Genomic DNA, 18512 nt, shown 5'->3' with positions numbered 1-18512 from the left:
TGGGCCATGGACCAAGGCTATGACGCACTGACGGAGAAGGAAAGGGAGACCCTTCGCCTGATGGTCCGCGGGCATGACGCGAAGTCGATGGCCAGGGAGCTTTCGCTCTCGGTCCACACCATCAACGACCGCCTTCGCTCGGCACGCCGCAAGCTTGGCGTGACCAGCAGCCGCGAAGCCGCCCGGCTGGTGTTCGAGCAAGAGGGAACTGCACCCGAAAATCTTGCGGGCAAGGAATTGGGGAGTGCCAGACCCGGCCCGCCTTCCGATCCTTCCGATCATTCGAAGCCGGTCCATTCCCGGACCGCCTGGATTGGAGGAATCGCACTCATGCTGACTATCGCACTCGCCGCCGCACTCGCCCTTGGAGGGCAGAGCGAAACCGACCGCCCGTTCGGTGATCCCGCCACCGCCTTGGAAACCGCACATGCCGAAAGGTTCGAGGCCGAGGCCCTCGAATGGCTCTCCCTCGTCGATGCGGGAGACTGGGACGCCAGCTTTGCCGAGGCCGGGCGTACCTTCCGTGACCCCAATACTGCGACTACCTGGCGCGAGGCGTCAGAGGCTGCGCGGGTGCCCTTGGGTGAGGTGAGGGAACGCACCACGCTCACCGTGGGACTCGTGCAGACTGATGCCGATAGAATAGAGCGCCTCGATCAGGCCATCGTGCGCTTCGAGACGCGTTTCGAGAACCGCGAAAAGGCGATCGAAACCGTCACGCTCGAAGAAGAGCACGGGAAATGGAGGGTGGTCGGCTATCTCATCGATTGACCGACCACAGCCTCAATACATGTGCTGGCCGCCGTTGATGCTCATGGTCGAGCCGGTGACGAATTCGCCATGTTCCGACACGAGGAAGCTGACGCCGCGGGCGATTTCGCTGGCCTTGCCGAGGCGGCCGACCGGAATCTTGGCGACGATCTTTTCGAGCACCGGCTCAGGCACGGCGGCCACCATGTCGGTGTCGATGTAGCCCGGAGCGATGGCATTCACGGTGATGCCGAAGCGCGCGCCTTCCTGCGCAAGCGCCTTGGTGAAACCGTGGATGCCGCTCTTCGCAGCGGCATAGTTGACCTGGCCGTACTGGCCCGCCTGCCCGTTGATCGAGCCGATATTGACGATCCGGCCCCAGCCGCGCTCCTTCATGCCGGCGAAGGTCGCCTTGGCCATGTTGAAGCAACCGCCGAGGTTGGTGCGCATGACCGCATCCCAGTCCTCGTAGCTCATCTTCAGAAGTGTGCCGTCGCGCGTGATGCCGGCATTGTTGACCACGATCTCGATCGGGCCGTGCTCTTCCTCGACCTGCTTGCACGCCGCCTGCACCGCATCGAAATCTCCGACGTCGAACTTGACTGTCGGGATGCCGGTTTCCTCGGTGAACTTGTGGGCCGCCTCGTCATTGCCCGCATAATTGGCAATGACCGTGCAATCGCGTTCGTCCCGCAGGCGTTCGCAAATGGCGCGGCCGATCCCGCGGGTTCCTCCGGTGACGATGGCAACACGGCCCATAATCGATTCTCCCAAGCTTTCCGTTACGGAATGGCCTGACCCTATGCGCCAAATTGTGACGGCGCAAAGGCAATTACGCCGACAGAAAGCCGGACAATCGTATTCGTGTTGTAAGAGGCCGTCTGGTGGGCCGGATCAGAAGCGGATCTGCGTTCCGACGTAGACGGCCTGGTCATCCTCGACCCCGTCGGTAAGCGGGGTGAGACGGTCGCGTTCCTGCGACAGGCGGACACCCGCGGTCACGTCGAGGTTGCGGCTCAGGCGATAGGAACCGCCCAAGTCGACCTGCTGCGAACCAGCGCCCTGGATTGTGCGCGGGGTGCTGCCGGCGCGGTCGCGCTGCTCGAGAGCGATTCGCGACTGGAAACGGCTCGGCTTGCTGCGATCTTCGCCGCTGTCGAAAGTCGACAGGTCGGGCATGGCGATGTCGCGAACACTGTCGCGGACGCCTGCTGCCACCGAAGGCGACGTGCGGGTCGGCTGAGCGAAGCTCTGGAAGCCGCGCGCAATTCCGAGGTTGTAGCGCGTACCGGCGATCGGGCTGACCGCTTCGGGCATCGCAAGAGTGACGGCGTCGGGCGCGCTGCGGCCCGAAATGGATCGTGCGGTCGCATCGTCAACGCGAACGGCGAAATTGACGGTGCGCTCACCGGTCACGCGCGGCTTGCTTGCCGGAGTGAAGCGGAGTGCGTCTTCGCCGATGACTTCGGCAACCCTGCGCGCCAGCTGCGGGTCAGCCCCGGCAGGCGTGAAGGGCAGGAATTCGATGGATTCGGCAACCGTGGTCTCGGCAGGCGAACTCACGGCGAGAACCGCTGCGGGCATGGCGAAAGCGAGACCGGCAACAGCCAGCACGGCCGGCGCGAACCGTCCCTTGCCCTTGCTGTGCAGCGTCTTGCCCATTGGTGTGCCTCTTCCCCAGTTCTTGCCGGATCGATCACCTGATTAAGGCGACTGCCGGATTAATGGTTCCAGAATGGAGTGAAAACGACTCCGAACCAGTGCGTTACCCTACGCCCCACGTGCGACGAATGGAAGCTTTTCCACAGGGCGTATCCCGATAGACCTCAAGGTGTTGCTTGCGGCACACATGCGGCTCGTGATTAAGCGATGGTTCACGCGCCGCAGGCGTCTATGCCGGTCCTGCGCACAGGCAGAACTTGCCCCTGTGCGCCGAGGCTTTATAGAGCCGCAGCACCTAAAGGATCCAAGGACCGTTCATGACCGCAATCCGTAATCTCAATCGCCCCCTCGCCGTCGCCGCCGTTGCGCTGGCCAGTCTCGGGCTTGCGGCATGTGGCAGCAACGATCGTCCGCGTGCGGACCTTGCCGCCGCCCAGGTTTCGACCATCGGCGTGAATTCCTACCTCTGGCGTGCTTCGCTGGAGACGGTCAGCTTCGCTCCGCTGCTCCAGGCCGACAGCGCCGGCGGCGTGATCGTGACCGACTGGTATGCCAACCCGGGCAACGCGGGCGAGCGGGTCAAGATGACCGTTACCATCCTCGACACCGACCTGCGCGCCGATGCGCTGCGTGTCGCTGCCAGCCGCCAGGTCAACCAGGCCGGTAACTGGGTCGACGCCCCGGTCCAGGCCGCCACGGTCCAGAAGCTGGAAGACATCATCCTGACCAAGGCCCGCGAACTGCGCCGCCAGGCGATCGCCGAAGACTAGGCGCCTGCCCCGCGCGAAGCGGGTTCCATTCGCGCCTGAAATCCTTACAGGCATCCACATGAGTGACACCCGTTTCGATCCGGCTTCGGCCGATGCTCGCTGGCAGTCCGCGTGGGACGAGGCGCAGACTTTCCGCGCCGACAGCGATTCTCCCAAGCCCAAGAGCTACGTGCTCGAGATGTTCCCCTATCCAAGCGGGCGCATCCACATCGGCCACGTGCGCAATTACACGATGGGCGACGTGCTCGCGCGCTACAAGAAGGCGACCGGTCACGAAGTCCTCCACCCGATGGGCTGGGACGCTTTCGGCATGCCGGCCGAAAACGCCGCGATGGAAAAGGGCGTGCACCCGGGCGGCTGGACCCGCGACAATATCGAACACATGAAGGCCCAACTGAAGCGCCTCGGCTTCGCGCTCGACTGGAGCCGCGAACTGGCGACCTGCGAGCCCGAGTATTACGGCCACGAACAGGCGCTCTTTATCGACCTCTACGAAGCTGGCCTCGTCTATCGCAAGGAAAGCGAGGTCAATTGGGACCCGGTCGACATGACCGTGCTCGCCAACGAGCAGGTGATCGACGGCAAAGGCTGGCGCTCGGGCGCGGAAGTCGAGAAGCGCAAATTGAACCAGTGGTTCCTCAAGATCACCGACTTCGCAGAGGAACTGCTCGAGGGGTTGGGCAGCCTCGAGAACTGGCCCGACAAGGTCCGGCTGATGCAGGAAAACTGGATCGGCAAGTCCAAGGGTCTCGAATTCAGCTTCGACCTCTCGAACGGCGAGAGGCTGCCGGTCTACACCACGCGTCCGGACACGATCTTCGGGGCGAGCTTTGTTGCGGTCGCCGGTGACCATCCGGTTGCGCAAGGCATCGACAGTGACGAGGCACGCGCCTTCATCGCCGAGTGCAAGAAGGGCGGCACCACCGCTGCCGAACTCGAAACCGCCGAGAAGCTCGGATTCGACACCGGCATCACCGCCAAGCACCCGTTCACCGGCGCGGAGCTGCCCGTTTACATCGCGAACTTCGTGCTGATGGATTACGGCACCGGCGCCATCATGGCGGTTCCGGGCCACGACCAGCGCGACTTCGAATTTGCGACCAAGTACGGTCTCCCGATCCCGCGCGTCGTTGCATCGAGCGTGGACGAGGCGGGCAAGGGTTTCGATGGCGAGGCCGAGGCTGGCGACGGTGTGATCGTCAACTCCGATTTCCTCGACGGCATGGAAGTCGAAGACGCCAAGCGCGAAATCATCCGCCGCATCGAGGAACAGGGCCGCGGGACCGGCAAGACCGTCTGGCGCCTGCGCGATTGGGGCGTTTCGCGTCAGCGTTACTGGGGCACTCCGATCCCCTTCATCCATTGCGATGCCTGCGGCGTGGTGCCTGCGCCCAAGGATAGCCTGCCGATTACGCTGCCCGAGGATGTCGACTTCCAGACACCGGGCAACCCGCTGCTGCGCCACGCGACATGGAAGCATGTCGACTGCCCCAAATGCGGCGGCAAGGCCGAGCGCGAGACAGACACGCTCGACACCTTCGTCGACAGCTCGTGGTATTTCCTGCGCTTTGCCAGCCAGCCTGCCGACAAGCCCTTCGACGCTGCGGAAGTCGCCAAGTGGATGCCGGTCGAACAGTATATCGGCGGCATCGAGCACGCGATCCTGCACCTGCTCTACGCCCGTTTCTGGACCCGCGCGCTCGCGCACATGGGACAGATCGACGTGAAGGAGCCCTTCGCCTCGCTGTTCACACAGGGCATGGTCACGCACGAGACCTACAGCCGTGCAGGGGACGGCAAGCCGGTCTATTTCTCGCCCGACGAGGTGGAACGCTCTGCCGATGGCGCGACGCTGACCGCTGACGGCAAGCCGGTCGAGATCGGCCGCGTCATCAAGATGTCGAAGTCGAAGAAAAACGTCGTCGACCCCGACACCATCATCGACACTTACGGCGCTGACGCGGTGCGCTGGTTCATGCTCTCCGACAGCCCGCCCGAGCGCGACCTGCCGTGGTCGGAAGCCGGTATCGAAGGCTGCTCTCGCTTCGTCCACCGCCTGTGGCGCCTGTTCTCAGCCCACGACGCTGGCGCTGAGGGTGACGACAAGGCGCTGGACCGCAAGACTCACCAGACCGTCGCGGCCGTCGCCGAGGATATCGAGGCGCTGGGCTTCAACAAGGCCGTCGCGCGCATTTACGAACTCACCGGTGCGGTCGAGAAGGCGGCGCCTTCCGCAAGCCGCAGCCACGCGATCCGCAGCCTGGTCCAGCTTGTCGCCCCGATGATGCCGCACCTAGCCGAAGAGGCATGGGCCGGCCTTGGCGAGAGCGGGATGGTGGCCGATGCCGCTTGGCCCGAAGTCGATCCGGCGCTGCTGGTCGAGGACGAGGTTACCATCGCCGTCCAGCACAAGGGCAAGCTGCGCGACACGCTCACCGCTCCCAAGGGTGCGTCGAAGGAAGACCTCGAAGCCATGGCGCTGGCATCCGAGAAGGTGCAGCGCTCGCTCGACGGTGCAGAAGTGCGCAAGGTCATTGTGGTGCCCGACAGATTGGTCAATATCGTCACCTGATGCGTATTTTCCTGACCCTCGCTTCCGCCCTTTCGCTCTCCGCATGCGGGCTTTCGCCCATGTATGCAGGCGGCGGCAGCGGCGAGGTGGCTCAGGGGCTGGCAGCGGTCGATGTGCCGCCGATTGCGGGCAAGGCCGGATGGCTGGTGCGCAATGCCCTGGTCGACAAGCTGGGTGCGGCCGGCGTTGCAAGCCCGCGCTACCGCCTCGATGTCCGGCTGGACGACAGCCTTGAAGGTCTGGCGGTCCTCGCCGACGATACCGTCAGCCGCGAGCGCCGTACGCTGCGCGCGCGCTACCAGTTGGTCGATGCCGCAACCGGTGACATCCTGCTCGATGCGACCGAGGGGACCGACGCGGGTATCGACGTGGTGTCGAGCGAATATGCGACCATCGCAGCCGAACAGACCGCGCTCGAAAACCTCTCGGTCGAAATCGCCGATCGTATCGTGACCCGCGTCGCGCTGACGCTGCGGGACCAGTGAAACTTACCGGACGCGACTTCGCTGCCAAGGCGCGCGGTGCGGCGGAGACCTGCAAGGTCTTCTTCTTTTGCGGACAGGACGAGGCAGGCGCGAGCGCCGCTGCGAACGACATCGTCGCCATGCTCCCCGACCCCGGCGAGAGGGTCGAGATTCCCGGCGCGGAACTGCGCGCGGATCCGGCGAAGCTTGGTGATGAAGCGCGTTCGACCTCGCTCTTCGGAGACAAGCGCCACATCTGGTCGCGCGTTGCCGGTGACGAGGCTCACGAAGCGCTGAAGACGCTGCTCGAAACCGGGGACATGGGCGCGGGCGAGGCCTGTCCGGTCATCGTCGTCGCCACCTCGGCCACCGACAAGTCGCGCACCGCCAAGCTTCTGGAGAAGCGCAAGGATGCGGTGGTGGCGATGTTCTACCCGCCCGACCTGCGCTCGGTGACGCAGAGCGTGCGCGGCATGGGCGATGCCGTCGGCGTTCGCCTCGACGGGTCGGTTGCAGAGCGCATTGCTCGCGCCGCCGGTCTCGACGTACGCCTCGCGCAGAGCGAGGTGACGAAGCTTGCCACCTATCTCGATGCCAGCCCGCAATCGCCGCGGCCCGGTACGATGGAAGACCTCGACGCAATCGGCGCGGCGACCGAGGAAGACGGCTTCGCCAGCCTCGTGAATGCCGTACTCGCGGGACAGGGCCCCAAGGTCGCGGCCGAGATTGCGCGGATGAAGCAGGTCGGCCTCAATCCGGTCGGTACGCTTCTCGCGGTAGAGCGGCGCGCAGCACAGCTGGCACGGATTTCGGCGGCGCTGGGCAATCGTCGCTACCAGGATCTCGACAAGGGAGAGAAGGCGCGGCTCGGCATCTTCTGGAAGGAAGAGCGCGAGATCGCCGAGCAGGTCCAGCGCTGGCGCGGTCCCAAGCTCGACCGGCTGACGCTGCGCCTCACCGAACTGCACCGCGAATTGCTGACCAATAGCCAGTCATCCGAACTGCTGTTGGCCCAAGGTCTCACGGGCATCGCGCGCGTCGCCGGCGCAGGGCGCCGCTAACCTTCCATCCATTTCTGGAGTTTCGCGGTGGCTAGCCCGTCTCGGCGCGTCTCGGGTGACAGCATGCTGCGCCCTACCGAGAAGGCGCGGCTGGCGACCTGCTTCACCCTTCCGGCGAGCGAGATCGGACCCTCTGCCCGGTCGAGGGGGTGCTGGCCCATCCTTCCGCCCAGAATGCCGGACGACAAGGATGCTATCGCGTTGATGTCCTTTCGCGCTGCGAGATCCTGCACGAGCAGCAGTTCGGCCCCGTCGAGAAGGTCGGCTTCGATCTCGTGTGGACACTGGCTGGTTTCGAGGAATGCCGGAGTTTGCCAGCGCTCGACCAGCGCGAAGACCAATGCGGCAGGGCGATCGTATCCGTTTCTTTCGGCCCGCTCCCAGAACGCCTTCCAGTCGATGGCCCTGCGCTTGCACAGGAGATCGATGTCGACCAGCGCCATGGGGCCGACATTGAGCAGGTGCGAACAGGCGGCATGCACGACGAGATGGGCAAGCATATCGGACGTGGCCGGGACCGCAGCGCCAAGAGATTGCTCGTAGCGGGCACGGCCGAGGAGACCGGCTTCGTCGCCCAGGGGCATGGATGACCCGGGCAGCGGAGCATTGCCCCAGACGCGGGCGTGCAGCTCGCACATCACTGCCTCGGGCGAATAAAGGGGGGGCAGGTGGGTCTCGCTCGAGGCGAATTTGGCCAATTCACCCGCCGACAGTTCTGGCGCCTTCCATCCGGCACTGCGCAGGGCCTCATAGGCGGTTGGCGCGTTGTCCTCGGCTACCAGGAGGTCGATATCGCGCATCTCGCGTTCCGAGGGGGCGGGCCAGACGGTCCATGCGAGTGCCGAACCCTTTAGCGCGACCGCTCCGATGCCGGCTCCGGAGAGCGTGGCTACTGCCTGCAAGAGGGCGCGTCGTTGTGCGAGTACCGCGATGGCATTGTTGCGATGCGCCTCGCGCCAGTTCTCGCGGATAGCTTGTGGTGCGGCGCCAATCTCTTTGCGGGTGGTGCGGCCATGCAGGAAGGGTCTCAGCCGGTGCTGGTCCGCCAGTCGATCGAGCGCCTGCCAGTCGGTATCCGAAAGCTCACCGGTTTCGTTGGCACGGTGCCCGCACAGCGCCAGAAGCGCCCGCCCGATCCGGGCGCGCTGGCCCGTTCCGGTCATCAGTTCTCGGGAACGGAGAAGGTGCCCGTGACCCGGCCATCGCCCGAATTGCCTTCACCCGTGACCGAGGAAGAGCCGCTCGAGCGACCGTCGATGCTCGACACCCCGCTCGCAAGATCGATCACGAGGCGTCCGCCATTGAGCGTATCGCCGCCCCGGTTCAGGCGCACATTGCCCGCCATGGTGATGACGCGGCGGTTGAAGTCATAGACCGCCGTATCGCCCTGCGCGCGCTCGTTGCCGCGCGTCACGCTGACGCCGCCGGTGGCCATGATCCGCTGGATGCTGAGGCTGCCGGCATCCGAATAGTTTACGATGGTGCGCGCCGCATTGAGGTTGAGGCCGGCCTGCGTGATCTGCACATTGCCCGACAGGACCACGCGGTTCTGCTTGTCCTGCAGCTCGATCCGGTCGGCCGCATAGGACACCGGCGCATTCGAATTATGGCTTGCGATGGCCTGCGCGGACAGCTGGATGCCGCCTAGTGCGGCCGCGGTCAGCGCGAAGCCGGCGGCGGCGCTCTTGATCATGGTGGGAATCTGGTTCGTCATCACGGCATCCTCAGCTTTCCGGGCTCCATCTGGAGGCGCGCCCGGCCCGACAGGGTAATCCGACGTTCGTTGAGATCGGCAGTCAGGCGGTTGGCGCTGAATGTGCCGGCGGGGATTGCCCCTTCCACTCCGCCGGAACCGACCAATGTCTTTTCCTCGAGGTCGAGCGATACGCCGCTCGCGCGCATGCGATAGCCGTCTGCGGCTTCCATGCGCATGGTCCCGTTGATCGCGACCACTTCCTCGTTGATGTCATATTGGCCGCCTGGCGCTTCGACGCGTGCGGGGCCGTCGTTCATCAGCATGCGCGCGACGAGATCGTCCATACGCACGATGCCTTCCGCGCTCGATTTCTGGACCGCTTCACCGGCGGTGAGCGAGAAGGGCCGTCCCTGCTCGTCCTGCCCGCGGTAGAGCGCATTGTCGACGCGCAGACGTTCGGTGATCACGGCCACTTCATTCCGGTCGAGCAGGAAGCTGATCTCGCCGCGCGGGCTCAGCGGTGTGATCACCATCAGCGCGGCGACGACGCCCACGCCCATCGGCAGGGTGCGGGCGAGGAACTTGACCAGCTTGTCATGGCTTCCGCCCGGCGCAGCGAAATGCTGGCGGCGCGAGCGTAGCTGCTGCGCCTCCTGCGTTTCGATCCTGCGCTTGCGAAATACCATGACGACCTAACGCTCCATCAGCCCATATGGCTGAATATATCGTGATCCTGCCATCCCAGGATGTCGAGATGGGCGCGTGCAGGAAGGAAATCGAAGCAGGCCTGCGCAAGTTCCGTGCGACCTTCGCGTTCCAGCCTGCGGTCGAGTTCTTCCTTCATCCGGTGGAGGAAGCGCACGTCGCTGGCCGCATATTCGCGCTGTGCCTGGTTGAGTTCCGGGCCGCCCCAGTCGGACGACTGCTGAGCCTTTGAGATGTTCTCGCCCAGCAGTTCCTCGACGAGGTTCTTGAGGCCATGGCGGTCGGTGTAGGTGCGCACCAGCTTGCTAGCGATCTTGGTGCAATAGCACGGCGCGGCGGTGACCCCGAGGTAGTATTCGATCGCTGCCAGGTCGAAGCGCGCGAAGTGGAACAGCTTCAATCGCTCCGGATCGGCGAGGACCGCCTTGAGGTTGGGCGCGTCATAGGTGCTCTCGGGGCCGAAGCGCACGAGATGCTCGTCGCCATTGCCGTCGCTGATCTGCACGACGCACAGCCGGTCGCGGATCGTGATCAGACCCATGGTTTCGGTATCGACGGCCACCGGGCCATCGGCGAGGACGCCTTCGGGAAGGTCTTCTTCGTGGAAATGCACTGCCATGGCCAAGGGCCTTAGGCGCATCGTGGATAGGAGGGAAGGGGCCTCTGGTCGCCTGCGCGCTGCCGGTCCAGAATGCCGCGCATGAGCGAAAGCATACCTCCAGCCTGGAAGAGCGTCCTCGAGCCTGTGTTGGCGAGCGAGGAAGCACGCCAGCTGGGCGGTTGGCTGCGTGCGGAGGAGGATGCGGGCAAGACGGTCTATCCGCCGCGCGGGAGCCGGCTGAAGGCGCTGGAGCTCACACCGCTCGACGCGGTGAAGGTCGTGATCCTCGGGCAGGATCCCTACCACGGGCCCGGGCAGGCGATGGGGCTCAGTTTCTCCGTGCCGGAAGGCGTGAAAGTGCCGCCGTCGCTGCGCAACATCTACAAGGAGCTTGAGGCCGACCTCGGTATCGAAGCGCCTGTCCATGGCGACCTTAGCAAGTGGGCGCGGCAGGGCGTGCTGCTGCTCAACAATACGCTGACAGTCGAGGCGGGGCAGGCGGGCAGCCATGCCGGGCGCGGCTGGGACGCGGTGACCGATGCCTGCGTATCGGCAGTGGCGGCACGCCGCGAGCCATCGGTCTTCATCCTCTGGGGCAGCCATGCGCAGGCTAAGGCGAAGCGGATCGCGGGGCTTCGCGACGGGCGGCATCACCTCATCGAGACTCCTCACCCAAGCCCGCTGTCCGCCTATCGCGGCTTCTTCGGCTCGAAGCCTTTCAGCCGGTCAAACAGCTTCCTCGAGGCAAATGGACGCGGGGCAATCGACTGGTCCGTCTGAGCGGGCGGAGTGTGACCGTTCACATTTTCGGTTGCAATTGCGGTCCGGATGCGCTGTGCATGCTGCAATGCAACATGAATCAACTTTCAACTTCGTGCAGGCCGTGCTGGCCGAAGCGATGCGCAAGCGGCTCATGATCAGCGCGGTCTACAATTCCAGCACGCTGACGCTGGCCCCGCATCAGATCGTTTTGCGCAACGATGCCTTCTACCTGGGATCGGTGAATCCCAACAAGAGCCGCCGCGTCGACGAGGCTCCCGCGCTCGGCTATTTCAAGATCGACGGACTGTCGCAGGTCAGCCTCACCGAAGAGACTTTCGAACCACTGCCACCGGAAGCCTGCCTGCCGGCGCGTGAAGACGACCGCGTAATCGCCAGCCTCGACTAAGGCCCGGCCCGCCTACCTGACCGATCAGGACGGCACGCCAATCAATCCGCCTCCGGTCCGCATCCACCAGTCGCTATTCCACAGGAGGTTCACCGCAATGCCGGTTGGAACCATGACTGATGCATAGATCCAATACGCTCGATGGATGGTTTGCTGGCGGTAGACGTCCCACAGGAACATCGGGGCGATTGCGAACAGCGGCCACAAATCTACGGTAAGTGGCGAATCCGGAAGCGTATGCGGAAGGAAGGTCATCCGGTCGAAAGCGGCTGGCATAGGTACGATCGTCGCCAAGATGATGAGCCGTTTGTGCAAGCCGGAATCGCGCTTGCGATTGGCCAGCGCAAGGACGACCAGCAGTAGGAAGCAGAAACCCGCCCTGAACTGGATCAGCGCGATATTGGTCATGAAGTGGGTGAAGAAACCGACCTGCTCCTGAACTTCAGGAGAACCTGCCGCAGCAAAATCCAAGAAGGAGCGGATGTTGGTCGGAACGAGGATTACGCCTGCCAAGACTAGCGCCGGTGCCAGGATCATGCCGAGCACGCCAAGCTGCATGTGAAAGTTCCGGCGTCCCGTTGCCATGAGCGTTGTTTGGGTGAGCAGCAGGAGCATCCAACTGCCCATCAGGACCGCATGAACATGCATGGCGAGCGGGAAGTTCGGCCTTTGCCCGGCTTCTACCGCCGCGATCTTCTGCAGCGAGTCCGGAATGAACCCGACCAGCACGATCAAGATCAGGTAAGCCGCCATCATCACGTAGATCCAGCGGTCAACGAATTGAATTATCGAACCGACTTGGCGGCCTTCGCCGTCAGACAATCCCTGGTGCGCATGTGTCGCCATGTCGCTATCCCCCTCACGGATCGCGACCACGGCCTCAGACTACGCCAATTCACCGAAAAATAAAGCTTGCCGTAGCGTCAGCGAGGAAGTTCGCTAACCCCCATCAGCGCCTCGTCCACGGCCCTCGCGCACTGGCGACCTTCGCGGATGGCCCAGACGACCAGGCTCTGGCCGCGGCGCATGTCGCCGCAGGCAAACACGTTTGGCTCGCTGGTGAGGTACCACTGCGTGTCGGCGGCTACATTCCCGCGTCCGTCCAGCTCTACGCCAGCCCGATCGAGCAATCCGCGGCGCTTGGGGCCGGTGAAGCCCATGGCGAGCAGGATGAGGTCGGCCTTCAGGGTGAACTCGCTGCCCTCGATCTCCCGAATCTTGCCGTCGACCCATTCGATGCGGACGCATTCGAGGCCTGCGACATCGCCATTTTCCTCGACGACGCGCTTGGTCATCACGGCCCAGTCACGGTCCACGCCTTCCTCGTGGCTGGACGAGGTGCGCAGCTTGACCGGCCAGTCCGGCCAGGTGAGCGCCTTGTCCTCGTGCTCGGGCGGCTTTGGCATGATCTCGAGCTGGGTGACGCTGGCCGCACCCTGCCGGTTGCTCGTGCCGACGCAATCGCTGCCGGTGTCGCCGCCGCCGATCACGATCACGTGCTTGCCGGTAGCGGTCAGGCTGCCGCGTGGGGCGGCGCGCACTTCGTCGTCGCCTGCATTGCGCTTGTTCTGCTGGGTGAGGAATTCCATCGCGAGGCGCACGCCGGAAAGCTCGGAGCCGGGGATGTCCAGCTGGCGCGCTTCTTCCGCGCCGCCTGCCAGCACCACCGCGTCGAAATTCTCTTTCAGCGCCTCGAAGCTGACTTCCACGCCGACCTCGCTCGATGTGCGGAACTGGACGCCCTCGGCCTCCATCTGCACCGCGCGGCGGTTGATGAGGTGCTTCTCCATCTTGAAGTCGGGAATGCCGTAGCGAAGCAGCCCGCCGATCCGGTCACTCTTCTCGAACACGGTGACGGCATGGCCTGCGCGCGCCAGTTGCTGCGCGGCGGCGAGGCCTGCGGGGCCGCTGCCGATCACCGCCACCGACTTGCCGGTCTGCTTCTCGGGCACCTGCGGCTTGACCCAGCCTTCCTTGAAGCCCCGGTCGATAATGGCGCATTCGATGCTTTTGATCGTCACCGGCGCATCGACGATGTTCAGCGTGCAGGCCGCCTCGCACGGGGCGGGGCAGATGCGTCCGGTGAACTCGGGGAAGTTGTTGGTCGAGTGCAGGACCTCGAGCGCGTTTTTCCAGTCGTCTTCATAGACGAGGTGGTTCCAGTCCGGGATGATGTTGTTCACCGGACAGCCGTTGTGGCAATAGGGAATGCCGCAGTTCATGCAGCGCGCGGCCTGCTTGCGCAGCGCCTCTTCGCTCTGCGGGACCGTGAATTCCTTGTAGTTTTTCAGCCGCTCCGCGGGGTCGAGATAAGTGCGATCCTCGCGCTCGTACTCGAGAAAGCCGGTTTCCTTGCCCATTACTCTGCAGCCTCCATTGCCGCATCCTCGCGCTCGTCCTCGAGCGTCTTGAGCGCGCGCGCATAGTCGCGCGGCATCACCTTGCGGAAGTTCTTCAATTCGTTCGCCCAGTCATCGAGCAGCGCCTTTGCGCGGGCCGATCCAGTGTGCAGGTGATGACGTTCGATCAGCACCTTCAACCGTTCGGCATCGTGGTAGAGCGGATCGCCCATGCCCGGATTGTCGACGCTGACTGCGCGCTGTTGCGGCTTGCCCCAACTCTTCTCGGCGCCCTCTCCATCGCCCGGATGCACGTCGAGCACATCGACCTGCGCGTGGTTGACGAGGCGAGTGAACTCGCCGTCGGGATCGTAGATATAGGCGATACCGCCGCTCATGCCGGCTGCCACATTGCGCCCGGTCTTGCCCAGGATGCAGACGGTGCCGCCGGTCATGTATTCGAGCGCATGGTCGCCCGTGCCTTCGACCACGGCGACCGCGCCCGAATTGCGGACCGCGAAACGTTCGCCTGCCACGCCTGCGAAATAGGCTTCGCCCGCGATCGCGCCATAGAGGACGGTGTTGCCGACGATGATATTGTCGGTCGGTTCGCGGCCGACGCTTTCCGGTGGTTTGACCGCGATGCGTCCGCCCGACAGGCCCTTGCCGACATAGTCGTTGGCATCTCCGGTCAGGCTCATCGTCACGCCGTGCGCGAGCCATGCGCCAAAGCTCTGTCCGGCAACCCCGGTCAGATCTATGCGGATCGTGTCCTGCGGCAGGCCGGCATGGCCATGCGCCTCCGCGATCCTGCCCGAAAGCATGGTGCCCACGGTACGGTTCACATTGCGGATCTCGCGGCTGATCTGCACCGCTTGCCCGCTTTCGATGGCAGGCTTGCAGGCCTCGATCAGCTCGACGTCCATCGCAGCGGCCAGGCCGTGGTCCTGCGTTTCGGTGTGGTGGAGCGGCTGGCCTTCCTGCATCGGCACCGCGTGGAGGATGCGCGTGAGGTCGACGCCATGCGCCTTCCAGTGGCGGGTCACGCGGCGCATGTCGATCTTGTCGACGCGGCCGACCATTTCCTCGACCGTGCGGAAGCCCATCTCCGCCATGATCTGGCGCAGTTCCTCGGCGACGAAGAAGAAGTAATTGATGACGTGCTCGGGGGTGCCGGTGAAGCGCTTGCGCAGTTCCGGGTCCTGCGTCGCAACGCCGACCGGGCAAGTGTTGAGGTGGCACTTGCGCATCATGATGCAGCCGGCCGCGATCAGCGGTGCGGTGGCAAAGCCGAACTCGTCCGCGCCCAGTAGGGCGCCGATGGCGACGTCGCGACCAGTGCGCAGGCCGCCGTCGACCTGCACCGCGATACGGCTGCGCAAATCGTTGAGGAGCAGCGTCTGCTGCGTTTCGGCGAGACCGATTTCCCACGGGGACCCGGCGTGCGTCAGGCTGGTCAGCGGACTTGCGCCGGTGCCGCCCTCATAGCCCGAGATGGTGAGGTGATCGGCCTTCGACTTCGACACACCTGCGGCCACCGTGCCCACGCCGACTTCGGACACCAGCTTGACCGAGATACGGCTATCGGGCTGGACGTTCTTCAAGTCGTGGATCAGCTGCGCGAGATCCTCGATCGAATAGATGTCATGGTGCGGCGGGGGCGAGATCAGGCCCACGCCCGGGGTCGAATGGCGCACCTTGCCGATACGCTTGTCGACCTTGTGGCCGGGCAGCTGGCCGCCTTCGCCGGGCTTCGCGCCCTGCGCCATCTTGATCTGGATATCGTCCGAATTGACGAGATATTCTGTGGTCACGCCGAAGCGGCCCGATGCCACCTGCTTGATGCGGCTGCGCATCGAATCGCCATTGTCGAGCGGGCGGAAGCGTTCCGGCTCCTCGCCGCCTTCGCCGGTGTTCGAGCGGCCACCGATACGGTTCATCGCGATGGCGAGCGTCGAATGCGCCTCGTGGCTGATCGAGCCGAAGCTCATCGCGCCGGTGCTGAAACGCTTCACGATCTCGGCAGCTGGTTCGACTTCGGAAATGTCGAGCGGGCGCTCGGCCTTCTTCAGTTCCATCAGCCCGCGGATCGTCAGCAAGCGTTCGGACTGTTCGTTTACGCTTGCCGCGAACTCTTCGTAATTCTTCGGGTCCTTGCCGCGCACCGCGTGCTGCAGGCTGGCGATGTTCTGCGGGGTCCAGGCATGGTCCTCTCCGCGGATGCGGTACTGGTAGATGCCGCCGACATCGAGCATGCCCTTGTACAAGGGACTGTCGCCGAAAGCCTGCGCGTGGCGGCGCACGGTTTCCTTCGCCACTTCCTTGAGGCCGATGCCTTCGATCGTGGTCGCGGTGCCGGTGAAATAGGTGTCGACGAACTCGCTCGACAGGCCGACCGCGTCGAAAATCTGCGCGCCGCAATAGGACTGGTAGGTCGAGATGCCCATCTTGGACATGACCTTGAGGATGCCCTTGCCCACGCCCTTCACGAAGTTCTTCTGGACTTCCTCGGGTTCGAGATCCGGCAGCTTCTTCGCGCGCAGTGCCTCGAGCGTTTCGAAAGCGAGATAGGGGTTTATGCCTTCCGCTCCATAGCCTGCGAGTGCGCAGAAATGATGCACCTCGCGCGCTTCGCCCGTCTCGATGACGAGGCCGGTCTGCATGCGCAGGCCCTGTCGCACCAGCTGGTGGTGGACCGCCGCCGTCGCCAGCAGCGCGGGCATGGCAATGCGCTCGGGACCTTGCTCGCGGTCCGACAGGATTAGGATGTTGGCATCGCCGAGCACGGCCTCGGTCGCTGCCCAGCACATTTCCTTCAGCGCCATGGCGAGGCCGTCTGCGCCGGTGCTCGCATCCCAGGTGATGTCGATGGTCGCGGTGCGGAATGCGCCGTCCAGCGCCACTTCGACCGAGCGGATTTTCGCAAGGTCGTCGTTGGTGAGGATGGGCTGGCTGACTTCGAGGCGCTTGTGCGTACCGCCATCGCGGCCGAGCAGGTTCGGGCGCGGGCCGATCATGGAGAGCAGGCTCATCACCAGCTCTTCGCGGATCGGGTCGATCGGCGGGTTCGTAACCTGCGCGAAGTTCTGCTTGAAATAGTCGTAGAGCAGGCGGCTCTTTTCGCTGAGCACGGCGATAGGCGTGTCGGTGCCCATGGAACCGATCGGGTCCTCGCCCTTGGCGGCCATCGGTTCGAGGAAGCGCGAGAGGTCTTCCTGCGTATAGCCGAAAGCCTGCTGGCGCTTCAGAAGCGGGATGTCGCTTTCGGCGATTTCGGAAAGGTCGGGCTCGATATGGTCGAGGTCGGCGAGCTTGTACTGCGCCTTGTCGAGCCATGCCTCGTAAGGCTCGGCAGCGGCGAGGTCGGCCTTGAGTTCCTCGTCTTCGACGATGCGGCCCTGTTCGAGGTCGATCAGCAGCATCTTGCCCGGCTGGAGGCGCCACTTGCGTGTGATGTCTTCCTCGGCGAACGGCAGCACGCCGCTTTCCGAGGCCAGCACCACGAGATCGTCCTTCGTGGTGCACCAGCGCGCAGGGCGCAGGCCGTTGCGATCGAGGCAGGCGCCGATCTGGCGGCCGTCGGTGAAGCACACGGCAGCCGGGCCGTCCCAAGGTTCCATAAGCGCAGCGTGATATTCGTAAAAGGCGCGGCGCGCGGGATCCATCTGCTCGTTCTTCGCCCAGGCTTCGGGCATGAGCATCATCATCGAATGCGCAAGGCTGTATCCACCGGTCAGCAGCAACTCGAGCGCATTGTCGAGGCAGGCCGTGTCCGACTGGCCGTGCGGGATCAGCGGCCACATCTTGTCGAGGTCGGCGCCCAGCAGTTCGCTTTCCATCGTGCGGCGGCGCGCTTCCATCCAGTTCACATTGCCGCGAACCGTGTTGATCTCGCCATTATGCGCCATGAAGCGATAGGGGTGGGCGAGGCGCCAACTGGGGAAGGTGTTGGTGCTGAAACGCTGGTGCACGAGACCGAGCGCCGACACGCAGTCAGGATCGCGCAAGTCGTCGTAGAAACTGCCGACCTGGTTGGCGAGCAGCAGGCCCTTGTAGACGACCGTGCGGCTAGAGAAGCTCGGGATGTAGGCCTGGCTGAGGCCCGGGATATTGTGCTTTTCCTCAAGCGCGGCGAGCGGGTTCAGGGTTTGCTTGCGGATGACGACGAGCTTGCGTTCGAAGGCATCGTTGTCGACGCAATTCGTGCCGCGTGCGATCACGCACTGGCGGATCACCGGCATCGATGCGATCACTGCATCGCCCAACCCGTCGAGCGTGGTCGGCACGTCGCGCCAGCCAACGACGCGCTGGCCTTCCTTTTCGGCAAAGCGTTCTAGCTGTTTCTCGACGAATTCACGCGCCTCGTCTTCCTGCGGGAGGAAGCACATGGCCAGCGCATAGTCGCCTTCGCCCGGCAGGACATGACCCTCGACATCTGCCCACTTGCGGATCAGCGGATCGGGAGTCTGGATCAACAGGCCCGCGCCATCGCCAAGCAGCGGGTCTGCTCCGACCGCGCCGCGATGGTCGAGGTTGGCGAGGATGGTCAGCGCCTGCTCGATGATCGCGTGGCTTTTCTCGCCCTTGATATGCGCGACCATGCCGACGCCGCAGGCATCGTGTTCGTTGCGCGGATCGTAAAGGCCCTGAGTGTCGGGCCCCTTACCGGGAGCGTGATGAGCCGGAACCTGCATTCGCCGAAGCGTCCTCCTCCAAGACCCGTT

General features: G+C 64.3%; 16 protein-coding genes. 7 read left to right on the top strand and 9 right to left on the bottom strand.

All coding sequences use genetic code 11. The annotated features are described in order from the left end of the window. The first annotated feature begins 6 nt into the window (after positions 1-6). On the top strand, positions 7-771 hold the full coding sequence (locus tag K3165_RS07830) for a helix-turn-helix domain-containing protein (protein WP_221548185.1): 765 nt from the start codon (positions 7-9) through the stop codon (positions 769-771). 12 nt (positions 772-783) lie between these two features. On the opposite strand, the gene phbB is transcribed toward K3165_RS07830, so the two are convergent. Beyond that, on the bottom strand, positions 784-1509 hold the full coding sequence (gene phbB, locus K3165_RS07825; RefSeq protein ID WP_221548377.1) for an acetoacetyl-CoA reductase: 726 nt from the start codon (positions 1507-1509) through the stop codon (positions 784-786). 135 nt (positions 1510-1644) lie between these two features. Then, complete coding sequence (locus tag K3165_RS07820; protein ID WP_221548184.1) at positions 1645-2412, bottom strand: hypothetical protein; 768 nt, start codon at positions 2410-2412, stop codon at positions 1645-1647. A gap of 317 nt (positions 2413-2729) precedes the next feature. Between K3165_RS07820 and K3165_RS07815 the strand changes: the two genes are divergently transcribed. The 4 genes from K3165_RS07815 to holA are packed head-to-tail and all read left to right on the top strand — an operon-like array spanning position 2730 to position 7279. Then, a complete protein-coding gene (locus K3165_RS07815; RefSeq protein ID WP_221548183.1) occupies positions 2730-3182 on the top strand; it encodes a DUF3576 domain-containing protein in 453 nt (150 codons plus the stop codon). 58 nt (positions 3183-3240) lie between these two features. Further along, the gene (gene leuS, locus K3165_RS07810) at positions 3241-5754 is read left to right on the top strand and encodes a leucine--tRNA ligase (RefSeq protein WP_221548182.1); all 2514 of its coding nucleotides are present in this window, start codon (positions 3241-3243) and stop codon (positions 5752-5754) included. Further along, on the top strand, positions 5754-6239 hold the full coding sequence (gene lptE / locus K3165_RS07805; RefSeq protein ID WP_221548181.1) for an LPS assembly lipoprotein LptE: 486 nt from the start codon (positions 5754-5756) through the stop codon (positions 6237-6239). Before leuS ends, lptE begins: the two co-directional genes overlap by 1 nt. After that, entirely contained in the window at positions 6236-7279 is a 1044-nt protein-coding gene (gene holA / locus K3165_RS07800; RefSeq protein ID WP_221548180.1) for a DNA polymerase III subunit delta, read from the top strand. Before lptE ends, holA begins: the two co-directional genes overlap by 4 nt. On the opposite strand, the gene K3165_RS07795 is transcribed toward holA, so the two are convergent. The 4 genes from K3165_RS07795 to K3165_RS07780 are packed head-to-tail and all read right to left on the bottom strand — an operon-like array spanning position 7276 to position 10299. Continuing rightward, entirely contained in the window at positions 7276-8442 is a 1167-nt protein-coding gene (locus K3165_RS07795) for a nucleotidyltransferase domain-containing protein (protein ID WP_221548179.1), read from the bottom strand. The two genes, holA and K3165_RS07795, sit on opposite strands and share 4 nt — an antisense overlap. Then, positions 8442-8993, bottom strand: a complete 552-nt coding sequence (locus tag K3165_RS07790) for an LptA/OstA family protein (RefSeq protein WP_221548178.1) — start codon at positions 8991-8993, stop codon at positions 8442-8444. Before K3165_RS07790 ends, K3165_RS07795 begins: the two co-directional genes overlap by 1 nt. Continuing rightward, the gene (gene lptC / locus K3165_RS07785) at positions 8993-9661 is read right to left on the bottom strand and encodes an LPS export ABC transporter periplasmic protein LptC (protein WP_221548177.1); all 669 of its coding nucleotides are present in this window, start codon (positions 9659-9661) and stop codon (positions 8993-8995) included. Before lptC ends, K3165_RS07790 begins: the two co-directional genes overlap by 1 nt. A gap of 17 nt (positions 9662-9678) precedes the next feature. Further along, positions 9679-10299 carry a ribonuclease D gene (locus tag K3165_RS07780; RefSeq protein ID WP_221548176.1) on the bottom strand — a complete coding sequence of 207 codons (621 nt, stop codon included), beginning with the start codon at positions 10297-10299 and terminating at the stop codon, positions 9679-9681. Positions 10300-10380: 81 nt separating this feature from the next. On the opposite strand from K3165_RS07780, the gene K3165_RS07775 reads away from it, so the two are divergent. After that, the gene (locus tag K3165_RS07775; protein WP_221548175.1) at positions 10381-11061 is read left to right on the top strand and encodes a uracil-DNA glycosylase; all 681 of its coding nucleotides are present in this window, start codon (positions 10381-10383) and stop codon (positions 11059-11061) included. Between the two features lie 67 nt (positions 11062-11128). Further along, positions 11129-11449 carry a WYL domain-containing protein gene (locus K3165_RS07770; RefSeq protein ID WP_221548174.1) on the top strand — a complete coding sequence of 107 codons (321 nt, stop codon included), beginning with the start codon at positions 11129-11131 and terminating at the stop codon, positions 11447-11449. Between the two features lie 24 nt (positions 11450-11473). On the opposite strand, the gene K3165_RS07765 is transcribed toward K3165_RS07770, so the two are convergent. The 3 genes from K3165_RS07765 to gltB all read right to left on the bottom strand — a co-directional run bounded on the left by K3165_RS07765 (position 11474) and on the right by gltB (position 18482). Then, positions 11474-12295 (bottom strand): hypothetical protein, encoded by an 822-nt coding sequence (locus K3165_RS07765; protein WP_221548173.1) that lies wholly within the window; start codon positions 12293-12295, stop codon positions 11474-11476. 77 nt (positions 12296-12372) lie between these two features. Continuing rightward, complete coding sequence (locus K3165_RS07760) at positions 12373-13809, bottom strand: glutamate synthase subunit beta (protein ID WP_221548172.1); 1437 nt, start codon at positions 13807-13809, stop codon at positions 12373-12375. After that, positions 13809-18482, bottom strand: a complete 4674-nt coding sequence (gltB, locus tag K3165_RS07755) for a glutamate synthase large subunit (RefSeq protein WP_221548171.1) — start codon at positions 18480-18482, stop codon at positions 13809-13811. The genes K3165_RS07760 and gltB overlap by 1 nt, the downstream gene beginning before the upstream one ends. Positions 18483-18512: the final 30 nt, after the last annotated feature.

This window comes from Qipengyuania xiamenensis, assembly GCF_019711495.1.
GTDB lineage: Bacteria > Pseudomonadota > Alphaproteobacteria > Sphingomonadales > Sphingomonadaceae > Qipengyuania > Qipengyuania xiamenensis.
Note: the sequence above shows the minus strand (reverse complement) of the source record. Positions and strands in the feature narration are given on the sequence as shown.

Coding starts and splice junctions, on each gene's coding strand:
- gltB (WP_221548171.1), bottom strand. CDS start 18,482: ATGCAGGTTCCGGCTCATCACGCTCCCGGTAAGGGGCCCGACACTCAG.
- K3165_RS07780 (WP_221548176.1), bottom strand. CDS start 10,299: ATGGCAGTGCATTTCCACGAAGAAGACCTTCCCGAAGGCGTCCTCGCC.
- lptC (WP_221548177.1), bottom strand. CDS start 9,661: ATGGTATTTCGCAAGCGCAGGATCGAAACGCAGGAGGCGCAGCAGCTA.
- phbB (WP_221548377.1), bottom strand. CDS start 1,509: ATGGGCCGTGTTGCCATCGTCACCGGAGGAACCCGCGGGATCGGCCGC.
- K3165_RS07770 (WP_221548174.1), top strand. CDS start 11,129: ATGCAACATGAATCAACTTTCAACTTCGTGCAGGCCGTGCTGGCCGAA.
- K3165_RS07775 (WP_221548175.1), top strand. CDS start 10,381: ATGAGCGAAAGCATACCTCCAGCCTGGAAGAGCGTCCTCGAGCCTGTG.
- lptE (WP_221548181.1), top strand. CDS start 5,754: ATGCGTATTTTCCTGACCCTCGCTTCCGCCCTTTCGCTCTCCGCATGC.
- K3165_RS07790 (WP_221548178.1), bottom strand. CDS start 8,993: ATGACGAACCAGATTCCCACCATGATCAAGAGCGCCGCCGCCGGCTTC.
- K3165_RS07760 (WP_221548172.1), bottom strand. CDS start 13,809: ATGGGCAAGGAAACCGGCTTTCTCGAGTACGAGCGCGAGGATCGCACT.
- K3165_RS07815 (WP_221548183.1), top strand. CDS start 2,730: ATGACCGCAATCCGTAATCTCAATCGCCCCCTCGCCGTCGCCGCCGTT.
- K3165_RS07820 (WP_221548184.1), bottom strand. CDS start 2,412: ATGGGCAAGACGCTGCACAGCAAGGGCAAGGGACGGTTCGCGCCGGCC.
- leuS (WP_221548182.1), top strand. CDS start 3,241: ATGAGTGACACCCGTTTCGATCCGGCTTCGGCCGATGCTCGCTGGCAG.
- K3165_RS07795 (WP_221548179.1), bottom strand. CDS start 8,442: ATGACCGGAACGGGCCAGCGCGCCCGGATCGGGCGGGCGCTTCTGGCG.
- K3165_RS07765 (WP_221548173.1), bottom strand. CDS start 12,295: ATGGCGACACATGCGCACCAGGGATTGTCTGACGGCGAAGGCCGCCAA.
- K3165_RS07830 (WP_221548185.1), top strand. CDS start 7: ATGGACCAAGGCTATGACGCACTGACGGAGAAGGAAAGGGAGACCCTT.